At 38.3% G+C, this 17,338-nt stretch carries 16 protein-coding genes; 11 read left to right on the forward strand and 5 right to left on the reverse strand.

Features of this window, described 5'->3' with window-relative positions:
- Position 1 precedes the first annotated feature (1 nt).
- The 3 genes from D0T08_RS04220 to D0T08_RS04230 all read left to right on the forward strand — a co-directional run bounded on the left by D0T08_RS04220 (position 2) and on the right by D0T08_RS04230 (position 2,712).
- Positions 2–1,138, forward strand: a complete 1,137-nt coding sequence (locus tag D0T08_RS04220) for an iron-containing alcohol dehydrogenase (RefSeq protein ID WP_229238891.1) — start codon at positions 2–4, stop codon at positions 1,136–1,138.
- A 130-nt stretch (positions 1,139–1,268) separates the two neighbouring features.
- Complete coding sequence (locus D0T08_RS04225; protein WP_116981322.1) at positions 1,269–2,021, forward strand: hypothetical protein; 753 nt, start codon at positions 1,269–1,271, stop codon at positions 2,019–2,021.
- Between the two features lie 217 nt (positions 2,022–2,238).
- A complete protein-coding gene (locus D0T08_RS04230) occupies positions 2,239–2,712 on the forward strand; it encodes a nuclear transport factor 2 family protein (protein ID WP_199538110.1) in 474 nt (157 codons plus the stop codon).
- Between the two features lie 54 nt (positions 2,713–2,766).
- Here the strand turns inward: D0T08_RS04230 and D0T08_RS04235 are convergent, their stop codons facing one another.
- The gene (locus D0T08_RS04235) at positions 2,767–3,648 is read right to left on the reverse strand and encodes an EamA family transporter (RefSeq protein ID WP_116981323.1); all 882 of its coding nucleotides are present in this window, start codon (positions 3,646–3,648) and stop codon (positions 2,767–2,769) included.
- A gap of 172 nt (positions 3,649–3,820) precedes the next feature.
- On the opposite strand from D0T08_RS04235, the gene D0T08_RS04240 reads away from it, so the two are divergent.
- Genes D0T08_RS04240 through D0T08_RS28195 form a run of 3 tightly spaced genes read left to right on the forward strand, consistent with a single transcriptional unit; the run spans position 3,821 to position 4,925 of the window.
- The gene (locus D0T08_RS04240) at positions 3,821–4,354 is read left to right on the forward strand and encodes a dihydrofolate reductase (RefSeq protein WP_116981324.1); all 534 of its coding nucleotides are present in this window, start codon (positions 3,821–3,823) and stop codon (positions 4,352–4,354) included.
- Between the two features lie 11 nt (positions 4,355–4,365).
- A complete protein-coding gene (locus D0T08_RS04245; protein WP_158561189.1) occupies positions 4,366–4,683 on the forward strand; it encodes a Uma2 family endonuclease in 318 nt (105 codons plus the stop codon).
- Between the two features lie 29 nt (positions 4,684–4,712).
- Entirely contained in the window at positions 4,713–4,925 is a 213-nt protein-coding gene (locus D0T08_RS28195) for a Uma2 family endonuclease (protein WP_409012904.1), read from the forward strand.
- 1 nt (position 4,926) lies between these two features.
- Here the strand turns inward: D0T08_RS28195 and D0T08_RS04255 are convergent, their stop codons facing one another.
- Positions 4,927–5,628, reverse strand: coding sequence for a LytTR family DNA-binding domain-containing protein (locus D0T08_RS04255; protein WP_116981326.1), 702 nt, complete (start codon positions 5,626–5,628; stop codon positions 4,927–4,929).
- On the reverse strand, positions 5,625–6,635 hold the full coding sequence (locus D0T08_RS04260; protein ID WP_116981327.1) for a sensor histidine kinase: 1,011 nt from the start codon (positions 6,633–6,635) through the stop codon (positions 5,625–5,627). Before D0T08_RS04260 ends, D0T08_RS04255 begins: the two co-directional genes overlap by 4 nt.
- A gap of 166 nt (positions 6,636–6,801) precedes the next feature.
- On the opposite strand from D0T08_RS04260, the gene D0T08_RS04265 reads away from it, so the two are divergent.
- From D0T08_RS04265 to D0T08_RS04275, 3 genes are all read left to right on the forward strand, one after another.
- Positions 6,802–7,227 (forward strand): hypothetical protein, encoded by a 426-nt coding sequence (locus D0T08_RS04265; protein WP_116981328.1) that lies wholly within the window; start codon positions 6,802–6,804, stop codon positions 7,225–7,227.
- Between the two features lie 23 nt (positions 7,228–7,250).
- On the forward strand, positions 7,251–7,679 hold the full coding sequence (locus D0T08_RS04270) for a nuclear transport factor 2 family protein (RefSeq protein ID WP_116981329.1): 429 nt from the start codon (positions 7,251–7,253) through the stop codon (positions 7,677–7,679).
- Positions 7,680–7,885: 206 nt separating this feature from the next.
- Positions 7,886–9,568, forward strand: a complete 1,683-nt coding sequence (locus D0T08_RS04275; RefSeq protein ID WP_116981330.1) for an amidohydrolase family protein — start codon at positions 7,886–7,888, stop codon at positions 9,566–9,568.
- A 22-nt stretch (positions 9,569–9,590) separates the two neighbouring features.
- Here D0T08_RS04275 and D0T08_RS04280 read toward each other — a convergent pair whose 3' ends face one another.
- Complete coding sequence (locus tag D0T08_RS04280; RefSeq protein ID WP_116981331.1) at positions 9,591–11,150, reverse strand: NAD(P)/FAD-dependent oxidoreductase; 1,560 nt, start codon at positions 11,148–11,150, stop codon at positions 9,591–9,593.
- Positions 11,151–11,294: 144 nt separating this feature from the next.
- The gene (locus D0T08_RS04285; protein ID WP_116981332.1) at positions 11,295–12,002 is read right to left on the reverse strand and encodes a gamma-glutamyl-gamma-aminobutyrate hydrolase family protein; all 708 of its coding nucleotides are present in this window, start codon (positions 12,000–12,002) and stop codon (positions 11,295–11,297) included.
- Positions 12,003–12,387: 385 nt separating this feature from the next.
- Here D0T08_RS04285 and D0T08_RS04290 point away from each other — a divergent pair, with 385 nt between their 5' ends.
- Together D0T08_RS04290 and D0T08_RS04295 are read left to right on the forward strand one after the other, a co-directional pair.
- Positions 12,388–15,555, forward strand: a complete 3,168-nt coding sequence (locus tag D0T08_RS04290) for a PAS domain S-box protein (RefSeq protein WP_116981333.1) — start codon at positions 12,388–12,390, stop codon at positions 15,553–15,555.
- A gap of 300 nt (positions 15,556–15,855) precedes the next feature.
- Positions 15,856–17,271 (forward strand): inorganic phosphate transporter, encoded by a 1,416-nt coding sequence (locus tag D0T08_RS04295; RefSeq protein ID WP_116981334.1) that lies wholly within the window; start codon positions 15,856–15,858, stop codon positions 17,269–17,271.
- Positions 17,272–17,338 lie beyond the last annotated feature (67 nt).

Genomic DNA, 17,338 nt, shown 5'->3' on the forward strand with positions numbered 1-17,338 from the left:
TGTGATTTCGACCTACAACTTCCCTACTAAGATACGCTTTGGCGCTGGCGCCGTAGAAGAACTGGCTGATTATCTGAAAGACAATAATCTTTCAAAACCATTAATCGTGACCGACCCTGTGGTAGCAGGTTTACCTTTTCTTAAGCGAATTGCAGATAATTTACGTCTTAAAGGTATCAGTGTAGAAATTTTCTCCGATATCCATAAAAACCCTGTTAAATCAGACGTTTATAAGGGAGATGAAGCTTATCACAGTACCAATAGAGACAGTATTATAGGCATAGGTGGCGGTGCAGCAATGGACGTTGCAAGAGCGATTGTATTGCGCATCAATCATAGAGAAGATTTATTTAAATATGATGATTTGATTGGCGGCGACATCTATGTAACCAATGATGTACCACATTTTATAACCATTCCAACCACTTCGGGTACGGGTAGTGAAGTAGGCAGAAGTGCCATTATTGCCGACGATGAGACGCACCAGAAGAAAATTCTTTTTTCGCCAAAGTTATTGGCAAAAATCGTTTTCGCTGATCCTCTCCTGACGATGGATTTACCTCCATTCGTTACGGCAGCCACCGGAATGGATGCTTTGACGCATAACATGGAGGCTTTCTTGGCCAAAATGTTTCACCCTATTTGTGAGGGTATCGCCCTGGAGGGTATCTCATTAATCCACAACTCATTAGAAAAGGCTGTTCATAATCCTGATGTAGATTCACGCAGCCAAATGTTATTGGGTTCCATGATGGGCGCTATTGCCTTTCAAAAGGGTCTTGGGGTAGTACACTCATTGGCTCATCCTTTATCATCTTTGCTTGATACACATCATGGCTTAGCTAATGCGGTAAATATACCTTATGGCATGCAATTCAATATTGCAGGTTTTGAAGACAAGTTCCGTAGAATTGCTCGTACTTTAGACCTGAAGGAAGAAACTGGCGATGCTGTAGTCACCTACTTGTTTAACCTGAACAGCCGCATCAATATTCCACACCGTTTAAGAGACATCGGTGTCAGAGACGAGCATATAGAAACCTTAGCCGATTTAGCTATTGCCGACTTTGCCCACCCCAATAATCCAAAACCTGTGAGCAGGGAAGATTTCAAAGCCTTGTATCTGGAAGCGCTGTAAAACAGAGGAGTATAGGCATCATAGGTTGACCGGATAAATACACATAACTCTTATAATATTCAAAAATATTATAAGAAAAATACAGTTTTAATGTTATTTTTGTTACAGATATTTATTCGTATTACTACCTATGAAAACGTTCGTACTTCTTTTCACATTAGTGGCTTCACCACTTTGTCTTATTGGACAAAAAGCCGGTGGTTATGATTATTTTGTAAGAGACGCAAAAATTGCTGATAATAATCAGACTAAAATTGTTGTCAACGACAAAGGCGATACTACGCTTGTGGCATACTATAAAGCGCAAAATTCGATTAACAATTCTTTGCAGGAATTTACCAGGGTTTTTAAGGGCACGCCTTTTTTTAAAAACGGTTGGTATAAGGGTAGTATGAGCTCAGAAAGCGGAAAAGACATGAAATTTCTGATGGCTTATAATATCGAGAAAAATGTAGTGTACATCGTACAAAATTCTATCGGTGATGCCATTGCCGTACGACCAGATGAATTTACTATTGAAGGGCATACATTCAGAAAGTATGAGAATATCTTCCTAGAAACACTTTTTATGCGACGCGAAAATATTCTGCTAAAAGGCTATGATTGTGTACTAAGCTCAAATTATGTTGAAAAAACAGGTTACGAACCTCAGGGTGGAGAATCTGCCTATGAAGGAGAATTCAGAAAATCTCATAAGTATTTTACGATTCTGGAAGATGAGCTTCATGTGGTATCACTAGGTAAAAAGGCACTACAAACTTTCCCGAAAGGCAAAAGGCCTTTGCTGGAACAGTTTGTAAGAACCCAAAAAATCAACCTGAAAACAGAACACGGTTTAGTTGAGGTTTTTAAATATTACGACTCGATTAATAATACATTATAAAATTTATTATGACGGTAGCCGTATGGTGACCGTGTTATTTTAACACCAATCTCCCCTCCAGAGGTGATTGTCTACTTAAATTTTTACCCTGATTTTCTTCCATACAACCGTCACTCCTTTTTCTGGAAGTGTCTCACCACTGATGTGGTAATGCCTCGCAACTCCTTGAAATTCAAGTCTATCGTTTTATTTCATTTATATAAACCATTTTAATCAAATGAATAAAATCCTGACGTTTTTAATCCTGACATTAGTTATACTCACGTCTTGCAAAAGCAGTTCCAGACAAAAACAAACCCAAACAGGTATGAGCACCGAAACCAATATTTCTACCCAAAGCGCTACAATAGCCGCAGTTGAAAGGTTCAATGAAGCATTTAATCGCCACGATGTTGATGCAGTGATGAATGCCATGACCGAAGATTGTATTTTTGAAAATACGGCTCCATCACCTGATGGCACACGCATAGAAGGTGCACAGGCTGTTAGAGCCTATTGGACAAAATTCTTTACCAACAACCCTGATGCTTTTTTTGAAGCAGAAGACGTATTTGCAGCCGGTGACCGCTGTGTTGTGCGGTGGATATATCGTAAAACAAAAGATGGTAAACCCTGGCATTTGAGAGGTGTCGATGTTTTCAAAGTACGAAATGGAAAGGTGGCGGAAAAATTGGCTTATGTGAAGGGGTGATTTAGTATAGGTTGCTCGTAGGGGTTCAAAATTTTGAACCCCTACAGCTCTGTTTCAAAACAAAATAATCAGAACCGACCCCATAATCATAATTACTCCTCCAATCAGTTTTTTATAAATATCCTGCTCCTGAAAAATCCGGTATCCTAAGAAGATATTCACTAATACCGATAGCTGGAAAAGCGATAAAGCATAGCCCACAGGCATTTGCTTAAATATGAATGTAGTTGAAAATTGGGTGATTCCAATACATAGTATTAATCCTGAAAATATACCTATTAATTTGGGTTCAATCTTCCGCATGCTATCAGATAGGCTTTCTCTATTCCATAAAAAGAGAAGCAATGAGAACAGCGTACCAAACCAGCACCAGCTAAAGAATGAATGTATATAAGAAGAAACTAAAATTACCTTCTTACCTATAATTGCTTCAGTAGCCGTCAGAATCATCGCCCAGATTCTGAACTGAATTTCTTTACGTTTAAATAATTGCCACGTAAAGCCCTCCTCAGTAGTATTCAATACAAAATAACTTCCTGCTATAATTAAGGCCACCCCTATCAATCCCCATATCCCAGGAATCTCTTGCAGTAGAAAAATCCCGATAATCATGCTGATAACGGCCTTATAGGCATTAATTGGTCCTAAAACTGAGAGGTCGCCTGCTTGTAATGCTTTTACCAGAAACAGATTCCCTAAAGCACCCAATAAACCCATTATAATTGAATAAACCCAGTAATCAGCTGTGATATTGCTCCAATCTAATTGAAGGGTAAAAACCAGACAAATAGCCCCGAGAATGAAATAAGTGAGAAAATTGACGAATAAGGGTGAAAGCCCTTGTATGGTTAGTTTTTTCTGAAAAACATTGGCAAAAGGATTGGCAAAAATTCTTAGTAAAATAGCTAGAGTAAGTATGAGAATGGCACTAGTCAAGTGGGTACTAGGTTTAGGTTTGAAACATTTTCTTCGGTTTTCGGTGAATAAAGTGGTAAGTCACCGTGATCACCATCTAAGTAACAAAGGAATAAATTTTATTTTAAATACCGACTAAAGTCGGCATTAATGTCGAAACAGGATTGTGAAATTGACGAAAATTAATATTTTTATGTTTTTATCTAAACTAACAGCCATGCCCATTATTTCTTTAATTGCTGCGATGAGTGAAAACCGAGCCATAGGGCTCAATAATGCCTTACCCTGGGAATCAATCCCTGCTGATTGGGATAATCTGCGACAAGTAACACAAGGCAGAAAAATGATTATGGGCCGGAAAAGTTATGATAGTCCGCATAGATTATGGTCAGAAGCAGGCAATTATGTAATCACGCGTCAGCAAGATTATCTTGTAGACTCAGGGTTTGAGGTGGTACGTAGTTTAGAAGAAGCCTTAGAAAAGAGTGCTGACCAAGAGGAAGTTTTTGTTTTAGGGGGTGAAGAGATATTCAAACTAGCTATACCGATGGCTGATAAAATTTACCTGACAATCGTACACCAGGTTTTTGATGCGGATACTTTCTTTCCAGAATTTGATGAAAGTAAATTTGATATAGTAGACCAGATAGAGTTCAGGGCAGGAGAAAATACCCCTTATGATATTTCTATTTTGACTTATTGGAAGAAAATAGTAAATCAGAACTAAAATTAATGAAAATGGCAATGATACTTGCAACGGAGAAATGGACTTATAGTGATATGTTAGCCAAACTGCCTGCCGAGTCTCGCTACGAAATTCGGAATTATAATCTTATTGATATGCCTTCGCCTACTGAAAAATATCAGGATTTACAATTCAAATTAACTTTACTTTTAGGAAACCATATTGTTTCTAACAGATTAGGTAAGTTTTATCAAGCGCCTTTTGATGTCATATTTGATGAGGGTAACACCGTTCAACCGGATTTGCTTTTTGTGAGTAATGAGAATAAAGATATTATCAAAGAAAGAGTGTTTTTGGTGCACCAGATTTAATCGTTGAAATTGTTTCTAAAGGTTCAATTATCAGGGATTATGTAGAAAAGAAAGAGGATTATGAAAGATTCGGCATCAAAGAATACTGGATTATTGACCCTCAGAATCAGTTTATACAAATATTCAGTCTTGAAGCCAATAAATATACGCCTTATTCTTCGGCAGACGGAGAAGAATCATTAACTGTAAAATCAATTGTACTGAAAGATTTTGAATTAAAGTGGAGTGATTTATTCGAATAACCTACAACATCCTGCCACTCACTTTCTGCAAAAAGCTATCCCGATATTTCTCAGAAATAGGAATATTTTTCTCCTGAATAATGACCTGATTATCACTGATTTTCCTGATTTTATTGCAGTTGATGATATAAGATAAATGTACCCGGGCGAAATTAGCAGGCAGGGTTTCTTCCAACTCCCGCATCAGTTTATAAGTAATTACTTTATCAGTATCAGTCACTAAAGATACATAGTCTTTTAGCCCTTCGATATACAAAATATCATCATACTCTAATTTAATAATTTCTCTGCCCGATTTTACAAAAATATGAGTTTCGGCGGGGCTTGGTGTAATTGTTGGTTTAATAGATTCAATGCTTTGTAATCGTTTGACAGATTTCAGAAAGCGCTCAAAAGTGATAGGTTTCAGTAGGTAATCAAAGGCGTTTTTCTCATAGCTTTCAATGGCAAATTCGGAATAGGCTGTAGTAAATATCACCTTCTGTTTTTCAGGCAGAAAACTCTTTAATTGCATACCTGTCAGGTAAGGCATTTCGATATCCAGAAAAATCAAGTCTACTTCGTTTTTCTCCAGAAAAGCAATAGCTTCCATGGCATTGAAACACTTGCCTGCCAATGTCAGAAACGGCACTTGTTTAATGTGATTTTCCATCAGAGCAACGGCCAATGGTTCATCATCTACAATCAGACAATTGAATTTCATAATACAGGGAACGATAAAGATGCATAAAAATAGCCGTCTTTGCAGTAGGCGTTGAAACCAAAGTTATGAGGATACAACAAGTGTAATCGCTTCTGCAAATTAGCCAAACTTCGCCATGTAGCTGATTTCTGGTTAAAAGTTTTGTTCCTGACTGAATATTGCAGGATACCATTTTTTAAGTTTAAGGATATTTCAGCTTCATTATCTTTTAGAGTTTTGTTTACGCCATGTTTAAAAACATTCTCCACAAAAGGTATCAATAGCATGGGGGGTACCAGAAAATGTCTGTCGGCAATGGTATTGTTAAAAGTCAGTTTTAATGGATTCACCATCCTTATTTGCTCCAATTCAATATAGTTCTTTAGAAACTGGATTTCTGTTTCCAATAATACTTTTTCTTTTGTAGCTTCATCTACAAAATACCGCATCATATCCGATAGCTTGGCAATCATTTCTGAGGTTTTAGGTGAATTGCTTACACTTAGTGAATAAATATTATTGAGGGTATTGAACAAAAAATGTGGTTGAACCTGTGCTTTCAGCAGATTTAGCTCAGAGGTCAGTTGTTTGTTTTTCAGAATCTCCTGTGTATGCAACAAATCGACATATTCAATGGAAATACGAAGCAAAAACCCAAAGAGAAAGGCCAGAAACTGGGTCATTAATAAAAAAGAAAAATGAGTAAAATTCCATCCATAAAAGGTATGCCTGATAAATACCCGGTTTAGCAGTTGGTCTTCAATAAACATTCTCAGAAAAACTGTCAACAATAAAAACGCAATTGAATACATGCCATACTCCCAATATCTGTTTTTATGAAAGAACCTGATTATTAAATAATTAGCATTCCCATAAACAGCCGCCAAAAAGAAAACCACAAAAATATTGGCAGTTACGAATCCAATTTGCCATCTGTTTTTTTGGGTAAAGTACATGACAAGCATGGTATACACAATAAACCATAGTACTATCTGTATGCCTTTGAAATTGATTCGAGTCTGATTCATATTCGAATTTCTTTTTTTTTAGGCAATTATCCCAAATATTTCGATAGTTGCCTGTTTTTTTTCGATGCTTTTCCAGGAAAATAAGTGGGTCGAAAAACCGAGCGAAACGGTCTAATAATTTTTTAACGCTTACGTCATAACCCTAATATTGCATAAAAAAACAATTATGAAAAAGCTTGCTCTTCTATTACTGATAGGTTTTATGGCCTATCAGCCATCTTATGCACAAAAAGACGCTTATGTGATAATGGACATTGTCAAGGTTAAAAACGGACTTTGGAATGAAGCCCTATACTTCTTTGAAAACAACTGGAAACTGTATCGGGAAGATGCCATTAAACAAGGTATCATCAGCTCTTACAAACTGCTTGTCAACAAGGCTGATAGTGTCAGCAATAATATTGTGCTGATTACCGAATACCCGGATAGCCTGTCCTACCGCAAAAGTGAAGAAAACTTTCGCCCGATTCTGAAAAAATTCCGTCCGAATGGCCCGGCTTATCTCAATGAGAAGAAGCGCAATGACTTTATGGAGATTGTGGTTTTCAACTCATATAGGGTATGGACAGACGATAAAGAAAAACGTAAATAAACCATTCAAAAATTTAATTAATCATGCAAAAACTCACGCTTATTGTTTTCTGTCTTTTAACGCAATTCTCGGTTGCACTAGCACAAAAGTCAGACTTAGATTTAGTAAAAGAAACCGTACAGAATTATATGGATGGCGGTACTTATGGCGATACGGCCAAAATGGCTAAGGTGTTTCACCCGACTGCCTTTATGAAATTTGTGGATGTAAAAACCGGAGAGTTCAGAGATGTGCCTATTGCCAAATACCTGGAGGGCGGCAAAGCCAATGCAGGTAAAAAATCAGAACGCAATACCAAAATCCTGAACATCGATATTACGGGAACAGCTGCCCAGGCAAAATTAGAATTAGAATACCCTACTTTTAAATTCATCGATTATTTCAATCTCCTGAAAATTAATGGAGAGTGGAAAGTTGTCAGTAAGATTTTCTTTAGGGAGGAAAAGAAATAAAATTTATACAGTTTGTTAGAAATCGTGAATCTATGTCAGAAATTCTGACATAGATTTTTTTATTGCATTTTTCCAATAATTATCCAGCCAAAAATCGTAATTTGTTGCACTGAATCTTAACAAGGCTCTTTTGAGTCAAAATGAAAGACAATCACTCAACACCGGGCCTTGTAGGCTCAATTACTCAATATTAACCCCCTAAACGCATGCGATATTCCCAACTCTTATCAGGCTTAATCACACTCTTCATGCTTAGTTCCTGCGAAGAAAAATCCGCTTACGACATTATCATTAAAAACGGCCTGGTTTATGACGGTAGTGGAGGCGAACCTCAGAAAGCTGATATTGCCATTATGGCTGATACCATTGCTTTTATTGGTGATTTATCGGGACAAACAGGTACGAAACAAACCATTGATGCCAAGGGATTGGTAGTTTCCCCTGGTTTTGTTAATATGTTAAGTTGGAGTACTGAAAGTCTGATTCAGGATGGGCGTTCCTTAGGTGAAATCACACAAGGGGTTACGTTGGAGGTAATGGGTGAGGGTGATTCGATGGGGCCATTGAGCGATTCTGTGAAAGCCTACTCACAGAGATTACAAGGCGATATTAAATATAAAATTGAGTGGACTACTCTGGGTGAATACCTTAATTATTTAGAAAAAAGAGGGGTTTCTACTAACGTTGCTTCTTTCGTTGGGGCAGCTACTGTGCGAGCCAATGAATTAGGCTATGCTAACCGGCCAGCTAAACCGGAAGAATTGGAAAGAATGAAACAGCAGGTCAGAAAAGCGATGGAAGAAGGGGCTATGGGCGTAGGTTCGTCTCTTATTTATGTGCCCGGCACTTATGCTAATACTTATGAACTGACTGAATTAGCCAAAGTGGCATCTGAATATGGCGGCATGTATATTTCGCATATCAGAAGTGAAGGAAATAAATTTGAAGAAGCGGTTAATGAAATTATAAAAATAGGGAAAGATGCCAATATCCACTCCGAAATATACCATTTGAAAGCGGCAGGAAAAGATAATTGGTACAAACTGGATAAAGTGATTGCCAAAATTGACAGCGCCCGCAAGGCTGGTATCAATATCACCGCCGATATGTACAATTACATTGCCGGAGCGACGGGTTTAGATGCGGCTATGCCGCCGTGGGTGCAAGAGGGGGGCTTACCTCAATGGAGAAGAAGGCTAAAAGAAGAGATTATCAGAAGAAGAGTGGGTGAAGAAATGCAGGCCAAACAAAACGACTGGGAAAACCTTTGTCTGGCCGCTGGAGCAGATAAGACCTTATTGATTGGCTTCAAGCAGGATTCTCTGAAAAAATACATCGGTAAAACACTAGCCGAAGTAGCTGCCATTCGCCACAAAACCTGGTATGAAACGGCTATGGATTTAGTAATTGACGATGATTCAAGAGTAGATGTGGTGTATTTTCTGATGAGCGAAGAAAATGTAAAAAAACAGATTCAGTTACCTTATATGAGTTTCTGCTCTGATGCGGCTTCTATGGCTCCCGAAGGTGTATTTCTAAAATCAAGTGCTCACCCAAGAGCTTATGGTAGTTTTACCCGCCTGATAAGCAAATATGTGCGCGATGAAAAAGTGATTCCCTTGCAGGAGGCTGTCAGAAAATTATCTTCCTTGCCTTGCGACAATCTGAAAATTCAGAAAAGAGGACGGTTAAAAGTGGGTTATTATGCCGATGTATTGGCATTTGACTTAGGCAAAATGAAAGACAATGCCACGTTCGAAAAACCTCATCAACTATCAGAGGGGATGGTACATGTATTTGTAAATGGAAAACAGGTGTTGAAAAATGGTACTCATACGGGCGTAAAATCAGGCAGATTTGTGAAAGGGCCGGGATGGAAGAATAATTAGTGTATAACGATTTTTCAAATCGTTATACACTTAACAACACCCGCGCCGCATTTCTACCCGGAATACCGCTGACTGCACCACCTCTGGCTGCACCTGAACCGCAGATGTAAATATGATCGTAGGGGGTTTCAATACCCCATTTACTAACGGCGTCGGCATTTTCGGCATAGAACCATGATAAACCATTATGGAATATATTGCCTCTTGGCATTCCTAGTTCTTTTTCTAAATCTACCGAGCTTTTCGCTTCCAGGCATAGATTTCCGTTTTTGTCGGTAGCCAGACAGTTTTCTAAAGGTTCGGCTAAGTATTCATTTATGCCTTTCAGGAATTTTGCTACTACCTCTTTTTTGGCGGCTTCATTATCCTTTGTAAACAATTCATAGGGTAAATCAAGCCCGAAGACCGTTAAGGTATGATAGCCCTGTTGTTGGAGTTCTTCTGATAAAATAGATGGATCAGTTAAGGTATGGCAATAAATTTCGCAGGCAATCGGGTCAGGGATTTTGCCGGAAGAAGCCATATCAAAAGTACTTTCCATTTGCTCATACGATTGATTGATATGAAAAGTACCTGCAAAAGCCTGCTCTGGTTTTACATTTGAATCTTTTAATTGGGGTAGTCTTTTTAGTAGGAGATTAATTTTAAAAGCAGTCCCCTCTTCGGTAGGCTGGCTAGGTAATGGTATATTTCCTAAGAGTTTCTCTAGTACTTTGGGAGCAACATTGATTAGAATATCTTTCGCTATTACTTCATGCTCGCCTCCTTTGTTGCTATAGATTACTTTCAGATTTTCTTCTCTTTCAATATGCTTTACTTCGGCATTTGTTTTGAGTTCTACGCCTAACTCAATAGCTTTTTCAATCAATTGCGCCACCAGATTACCCATTCCTCCCTGAGGTACCCTCCATTCACCTGTTTTATTACCAATAATATGGTAGATAAAGGTCTTATTCTGCAATAAACTCACATCGTAAGCATGGGTATAGGAGCCTATCTTGGCATCTGTCATTAATACGCCGCGCAGAATATCCGATTTTACATACCTTTCAATCAATTCACCAATTGGTTCTTCTACAAAGCTTTTCCAGAGTTCGGCTTGTCCATTTTCTTCAAAATAGGCTTTCCATTCTTCTTTACTTTTAAGAGGTAAAAGAAATGAGTCCCAGATTAAACTGGCAAAGGTTTGTTGTTTTTGTAAAATGGTTTGATACCCCTCCCACTCTCTCTCGCCATAACCTAAATCTAAAACAGATTGCTTAGAAAGCTCTTCATTTATATTGCTAATGATTAATCCCTTGTGCCCACCCTCTTGTATATAGGGCGTATAAGAAGCCGTATCTCTGCGAAGTAGATTTACCTTAAGATTTAATTCTTCAAAAATCTCCTTTGGGAAAAGACTAACCAGATAAGAGTAACGGGAAAGGTATGCATCATAATCGGGAAAAACTCTTTGTGAGGTAGTTCCTCCGCCGATATAATCGTTTTTTTCCAGAATCAGTACTTTCTTGCCTGCCTTCGCCAGATAACAGGCAGCTACCAGGCCGTTGTGTCCCCCTCCTATGATGATTGCGTCGTGCATAAACTATTGAGTGATTTAGTGATTAGATTGAATTGCGAATGGTGAATAGTGAATAAATTAAGTAGTTGTTTTCATCTTAGATTAATTGCGACAATGTTCACCAGGATACACCATGTAACACAATTACTCTTTATTTTTTAGTAATCACTTATTCACTAAATTCCCCGCTGCTGCTTGAATGAAAACCTGTCTGATGCGGTTATTGAAAGGGTTATCGGAATCTTCTATCCGCTCAGGATGCCATTGTACCAATGTCAGTGAATGGTCGTTTGAGGTTTTCCATTCCAGACCTTCAACTATTCCGTCCTCTGATAGTGAATTAATTATCAAATCTTCTGCTGGTGTATCCACTGATTGATGGTGTGCTGAATTTATTTCTCCTACCGTAGTTCCAGCAATTTTTGCTAGATATGAGCCAGGCGTAACCTCTATCTGATGATAGCGGTCTTTTCCCTCATAATACTTCGAATGGTTGTTCTTGCCGATGCTTGGGATATCCCCTACCAGTGTTCCGCCTAAAAATACATTAGCAAATTGTAAGCCTCTGCAAATGCCTAATAACGGGACTTTGTTCTCAAAAACATATTCACAAACTTTCCACTCAAACTCGTCTCGTTGCTCATCCATAAATGCTGGATTACACAGTGGCAGGTTGTCAGGTTTATTATAAAACCTTGGGTGAACGTCTTCTCCTCCTGTTAATAATATGCCATTACATTGGCTAATTTGTTCTAAATTATTTTCTTTGTACCCAAGTTTGATTATACGTATATTGTCGCTTTGGCATAATATCCATTTTTCATAAATCGGGTGTTTTTCGCCGCAGTCGGTAATGCCAATTGTTAGTTTCATCGAACAAATAGTAAAGAAATTAATATAAAATAGTGCTCTGTATCCGCTCAATAATAAATATATTGATAAAAAAAGGATAACAGATTTAACATATTGTAAAGGCCTAGATGGTATGGTTTTTGAGCGCTAAAAACCAATTGCTCATACAAAAATTGTAATTTATTGAGCTAAAAACAAGTTGTTTGTAAATTTGCGGTTATAGCCGCTCTATTAATAAAATATAACTTTTGCCAAAATCTTTCTAAAAACACTACATCTGCTGCACACATCATTAATATTTAATGGATGTACTATTAAAATCTGATTTTATTAATGCCTGGATAAAATCAGTATAAACAAGGTTGTTTGATTGAGAGTTTTAAGTGGATTTATTTAACCAAGAAACATGACAGCTTTATTACCTGTTCCAGCTAACGAAAAGGAAAGACTACAAGCCCTGAAAAATTACAATTTACTGGATTCGGTAAAGGAAGAAGAGTTTGACCGTCTGACCAGATTAGCTTCTATTATTTGTGGAGTACCTATATCTGTCATTTCGCTTATAGATGAAGAGAGGCAGTGGTTTAAATCCAAGGTTGGTTTAGAAGATGATGAAACCAGTCGGGATATATCTTTCTGTCAGTATACAATTATGGACGAGGCGCTTTTTGCGGTAGAAGATGCTACAAAAGATGATCGGTTCAGAGATAATCCTTTGGTATTGGGTAATCCTAATATTCGGTTCTATGCAGGGTATCCACTAATAGACCCGGATGGTTTTGCTTTAGGCTCTATGTGCGTAATTGATGATAAACCTCGTAAATTAAGCAAAGAACAGGAAGAAGCCCTTACTATACTTGCACATGAAGTTATTTCTCAGATTGTAGCCCGCAAGGAAAAAGAATCTTTGAAAGAGTATGAAACCCTCTTTAATCTTTCTAAAGATTTGATTTGTATAGCCGAAGACGGTCATTTTAAAAAGATTAATCCGGCATTTGAACAAACACTTGGCTGGTCGGATGAGGAATTAATAGAAAAGCCTATTCAGGAATTTATTCATCCTGATGATTTAGAGTTTTCGCGTGAGCAACTTAAAGCCCTCTCTGAAAATGTAAAAACTTTAACTGTAAACAACAGATATAAAACAGCTGATGGCAGCTATAAGCTGCTTCAATGGGTAGTTACAAGAGAGCCGGGCACCGGAGGTTCTTATGCCATTGGCCGTGATATTACGGAGCAAAACCGTATAGAGCAGGAATTGGTAGAAACCAAAAATATGCTGGAGTCTACCAACAGGGTAGCAAAAATAGGTGCATGGAAAGTAAATCTGGATACCCACGAAATAGCGTTTTCTGATATTACCAAAGAGATCTATGAAGTTGGGGCCGACTATGTACCTACGATAGAAAACAACATTTTGTTTGCTAATGCCAACAAAGAGGTGATTGAAGAAATGATCAGGGATTCTATCGAAAATAGTTCATCTTTTGATACGGAGTTTCAGATCACTACTGCTAAAGGAAATAAGAAATGGATAAGAGCCGTAGGTAAAGCCGAACTTAGCAAAGGCAGACCTGCCATTCTTTATGGAACCTTACAGGATATTGATAAAGAGAAACAGGTCAGACTTGAATTAGATAAAGTTTATACCGAACTAAAAGCCATATTAGATGCTGATTCGGGCATTGCGATTATCACAAGTGATGGCTATGGCAATATCAAGACATTTAATAAGGGTGCCGAGTTGATGTTAGGCTATAAAGCTGATGAAGTAATTGGTATCCATAAGGCGAATCTTTTCCATGACTCTGACGAGATTAATAAATATGCGCAAACTGTAACCGAGGAACTAGGCATTCAACTACACGCTCCTGATGAATCTCTGATTGCTAAAGCGCGTTTAGGAACAACTGATACCAATGAGTGGACATATATCACAAAAGATGGAACCAGAATTACGGTTGAGCTATCACTAACACCACTTACCAATGGTGCGAAACAAATTACCGGATTTGTGGGCATTGCTAAAGATATCACAGCCAAGAAAATATGGGAGCGTAAGATTATGCTCAGCGAAGAGCGCCATAGAGGTTTCTTCGAACACTCGCAGGGCTTAATGTGTACTCATGACCTGAAAGGCAGGTTCCTGACTGTTAATCCTGCCGGAGCGCAATTGTTGGGCTATTCGGCAGAGGAGTATCTGCAAAAAACCTTGTTCGATTTAGTGCCTGCTGAATATGCAGATGTAGTAAAGGCTTACCTGCACCAGATAAAAGAGCAGGGGTATTTTAAAGGTTTAATGAAAGTTCAGCACAGAGACGGTACTTTTAAAACCTGGATGTATAATAATATTTTATCTGAACTGATAGATGGAGAAAAGTATGTAATAGGAAATGCGGTTGACATGACCGAGCGCATTCTGATAGAAAAGGAATTGATCAAAGCCAAAGTACAAGCCGAACAGAACGCACACGCAAAAGACGTATTCCTGGCTAATATGAGCCATGAAATACGTACGCCTATGAATGCGATTGTAGGGTTTGCCAATTTATTGAAAGATACACCACTGAACGAAGAACAAGCCGAATTCCTATCCTATATCACTACCTCAACCGAGAATCTTTTAGGTATTATTAATGATATTCTGGATATTTCGAAAATTGAGTCGGGGCATATCGTAATTGAGGAAATACCTTTCAGCGTAAAAGAAATCGTGAGAACAGTAAAGAATATTCTGAAAGGTAAAGCCAACGATAAAGGTTTAGAGATAGATTGTTCGGTAGACGAAAGTATTCCTGCTACTTTATTAGGAGACCCAACCAGATTGAATCAGATATTGCTCAATCTCGCTAATAATGCGGTTAAGTTTACCACTAAAGGCTCGGTAAATATTATTGTTGAGCAGATTGGCGAAACTGAAACTGAAAGCACTGTTTCGTTTAAGGTGGTGGATACGGGTATTGGTATTCCGCAAGATAAATTGCAGATGATTTTTGACCGCTTTACTCAGGCCAACTCTGATACTACCCGCAAATATGGTGGTACGGGTTTAGGGCTAAGTATCTCGAAATCGTTGGTAGAATTACAGGAAGGAACGCTTACCGTAGAAAGTGTGGCTGATGAGGGTTCAACTTTTGGATTTATACTCACTTATAAAAAAGTAAAAGAAGAAGAAAAGAGTAAAAATGTTAATAATAGCCAGCTTATTAGCGACAAAAAAGTTCATGTATTGTTGGTTGAAGACAATGTATTGAATCAGAAACTGGCATTACGCGTGCTTGAAAAGTTCGGCTTTACCAGTGATCTGGCTCAGAATGGACGAATCGCCGTCGAGAAAGTCAGAGAGAATACCTATGATATTATTCTGATGGACTTACAGATGCCGGAAATGGATGGGTATCAGGCTACTACGTTTATACGCCAGGAACTCAAAAATACCACCCCTATTATGGCAATGACCGCTCACTCATTGGTGGGCGAAAAAGATAAGTGTATTGAAATCGGTATGAACGAATACATTACAAAACCATTCAATCAGCGAGAACTTTTTGATAAGATCATGAGTTTTGTTTGAGAATAATTTAGTGATTGAGAGAATGAGTGATTAATTGTGAATGGTGAATTAGTGAATGTTTGAAAATAGACAAATAATTTCACTAATTGTCCAAAGAGTATTAGGAGACCACAAGTCCTTAAACTGGAATTAATCACTCATTCACTAAATCACTCATTCACTCAATCTTTTAAACCTCTCCTCCCCAAGTGTTTACAATTTCTTAACATGGTTTCTTTCTACTATCGTAGAAACTTTCGGAATTTTGCATCATGAACACCAATATAATCATACTGTAATAACTTAAACCCAAAATCCCTTATGTTTGGCTTAGAAACCGACATTTTTCTCTTACTCTCTTTCTGCCTTCTGGCGGCCTGTGCATTCGAATTCATTAATGGTTTCCACGATACAGCTAACGCTGTTGCTACTGTTATTTATACCAATTCATTAAAACCCACCCAAGCCGTAGTCTGGTCGGGGATCATTAACTTTGTTGGGGTAGTAACCGGCGGTGTAGGTGTAGGTATGAGTATAGTAAACTTACTCCCGGTTGAACTGTTAATCGACCAGAATGTGTATCATAGTATAGCTATGGTACTGGCCTTATTGTTTAGTGCAATTATCTGGAACTTCGGAACCTGGTATTTTGGTATTCCGGCTTCAAGTTCTCATACATTAATCGGTGCTATTTTAGGAGTTGGCTTAGGCTATGCTCTCTTACCTGACAATACAGCAGGTGTAGCAGCCGTTAACTGGGATAAAGCCAAAGAGATATTCTACGCCTTGTTTTTATCTCCGCTAGTAGGTTTTAGCTTAGCCGTTATCCTGATGTTCACGCTCCGCAGAGCACTGAATAAAGATATCAGAAAACAGATATTCGACGAACCAAAGAAAAACGAAGAGCCCCCTTTCTGGGTAAGAGCCATTCTGATTACTACCTGTACACTGGTGAGTTTCTTCCATGGTCGTAACGACGGACAAAAAGGAATTGGTCTGGTAATGTTGATTCTGATAGGTATTCTTCCTGCTTACTTCGCTATCAACAATACGCTTGACTTTGATAAAATCAAGCCGGATTTAGCAACGATTTCTCAAAAAATAGCATTGATTGATACGACCAGAACTTCAGATGTTGAAAATGCGAGAATCCTCAAAATTAAAGAAAGTGTGAGTTTTCTGAATGCTTTGGCAGATAGCAATAAAGTAGACAAAAAGGATGCTCTGGCTGCCCGTAAAGCTTTGCTTACCATCAGTGGTGGTACTAAAAAGCTGGTAGAAGACCCTGATGTTATTTTAAGCGAAGGCGATAAAGCCGCTTTGAAAGCAGCAGCTGTGCAAGAAGAAAAAGGTATCAGAAAATATACAGATCACGCACCGATGTGGGTAATTCTGATGATTTCGATGTCGTTAGGTCTAGGAACGATGATTGGCTGGAAAAGAATCGTGGTAACTGTGGGTGAGAAAATCGGTAAATCTCACCTGACTTATGCGCAAGGAGCCTCGGCTGAATTAGTGGCTGCTACTACCATCGGATTAGCCTCATGGTTTAAATTACCTGTGAGTACTACGCACTCCTTATCGTCGGGTATTGCAGGTACAATGGTTGCCAGTAAAGGTATTAAGAACTTACAGTCTGGTACCATCAAAAATATCGCCTTAGCCTGGGTGCTTACTTTACCTGTGGCAATTATCCTTTCAGCTACCTTGTTTCTGTTCTTCCGTTGGGTTTTATAATCCACCAAGCAGAAACAAGATTCCATTTTAAAGTAAAATCTCAATCTTAACGATAAGATTTCGGCAT

It is taken from the genome of Emticicia sp. C21, assembly GCF_003418935.1.
Lineage (GTDB): Bacteria > Bacteroidota > Bacteroidia > Cytophagales > Spirosomataceae > Emticicia.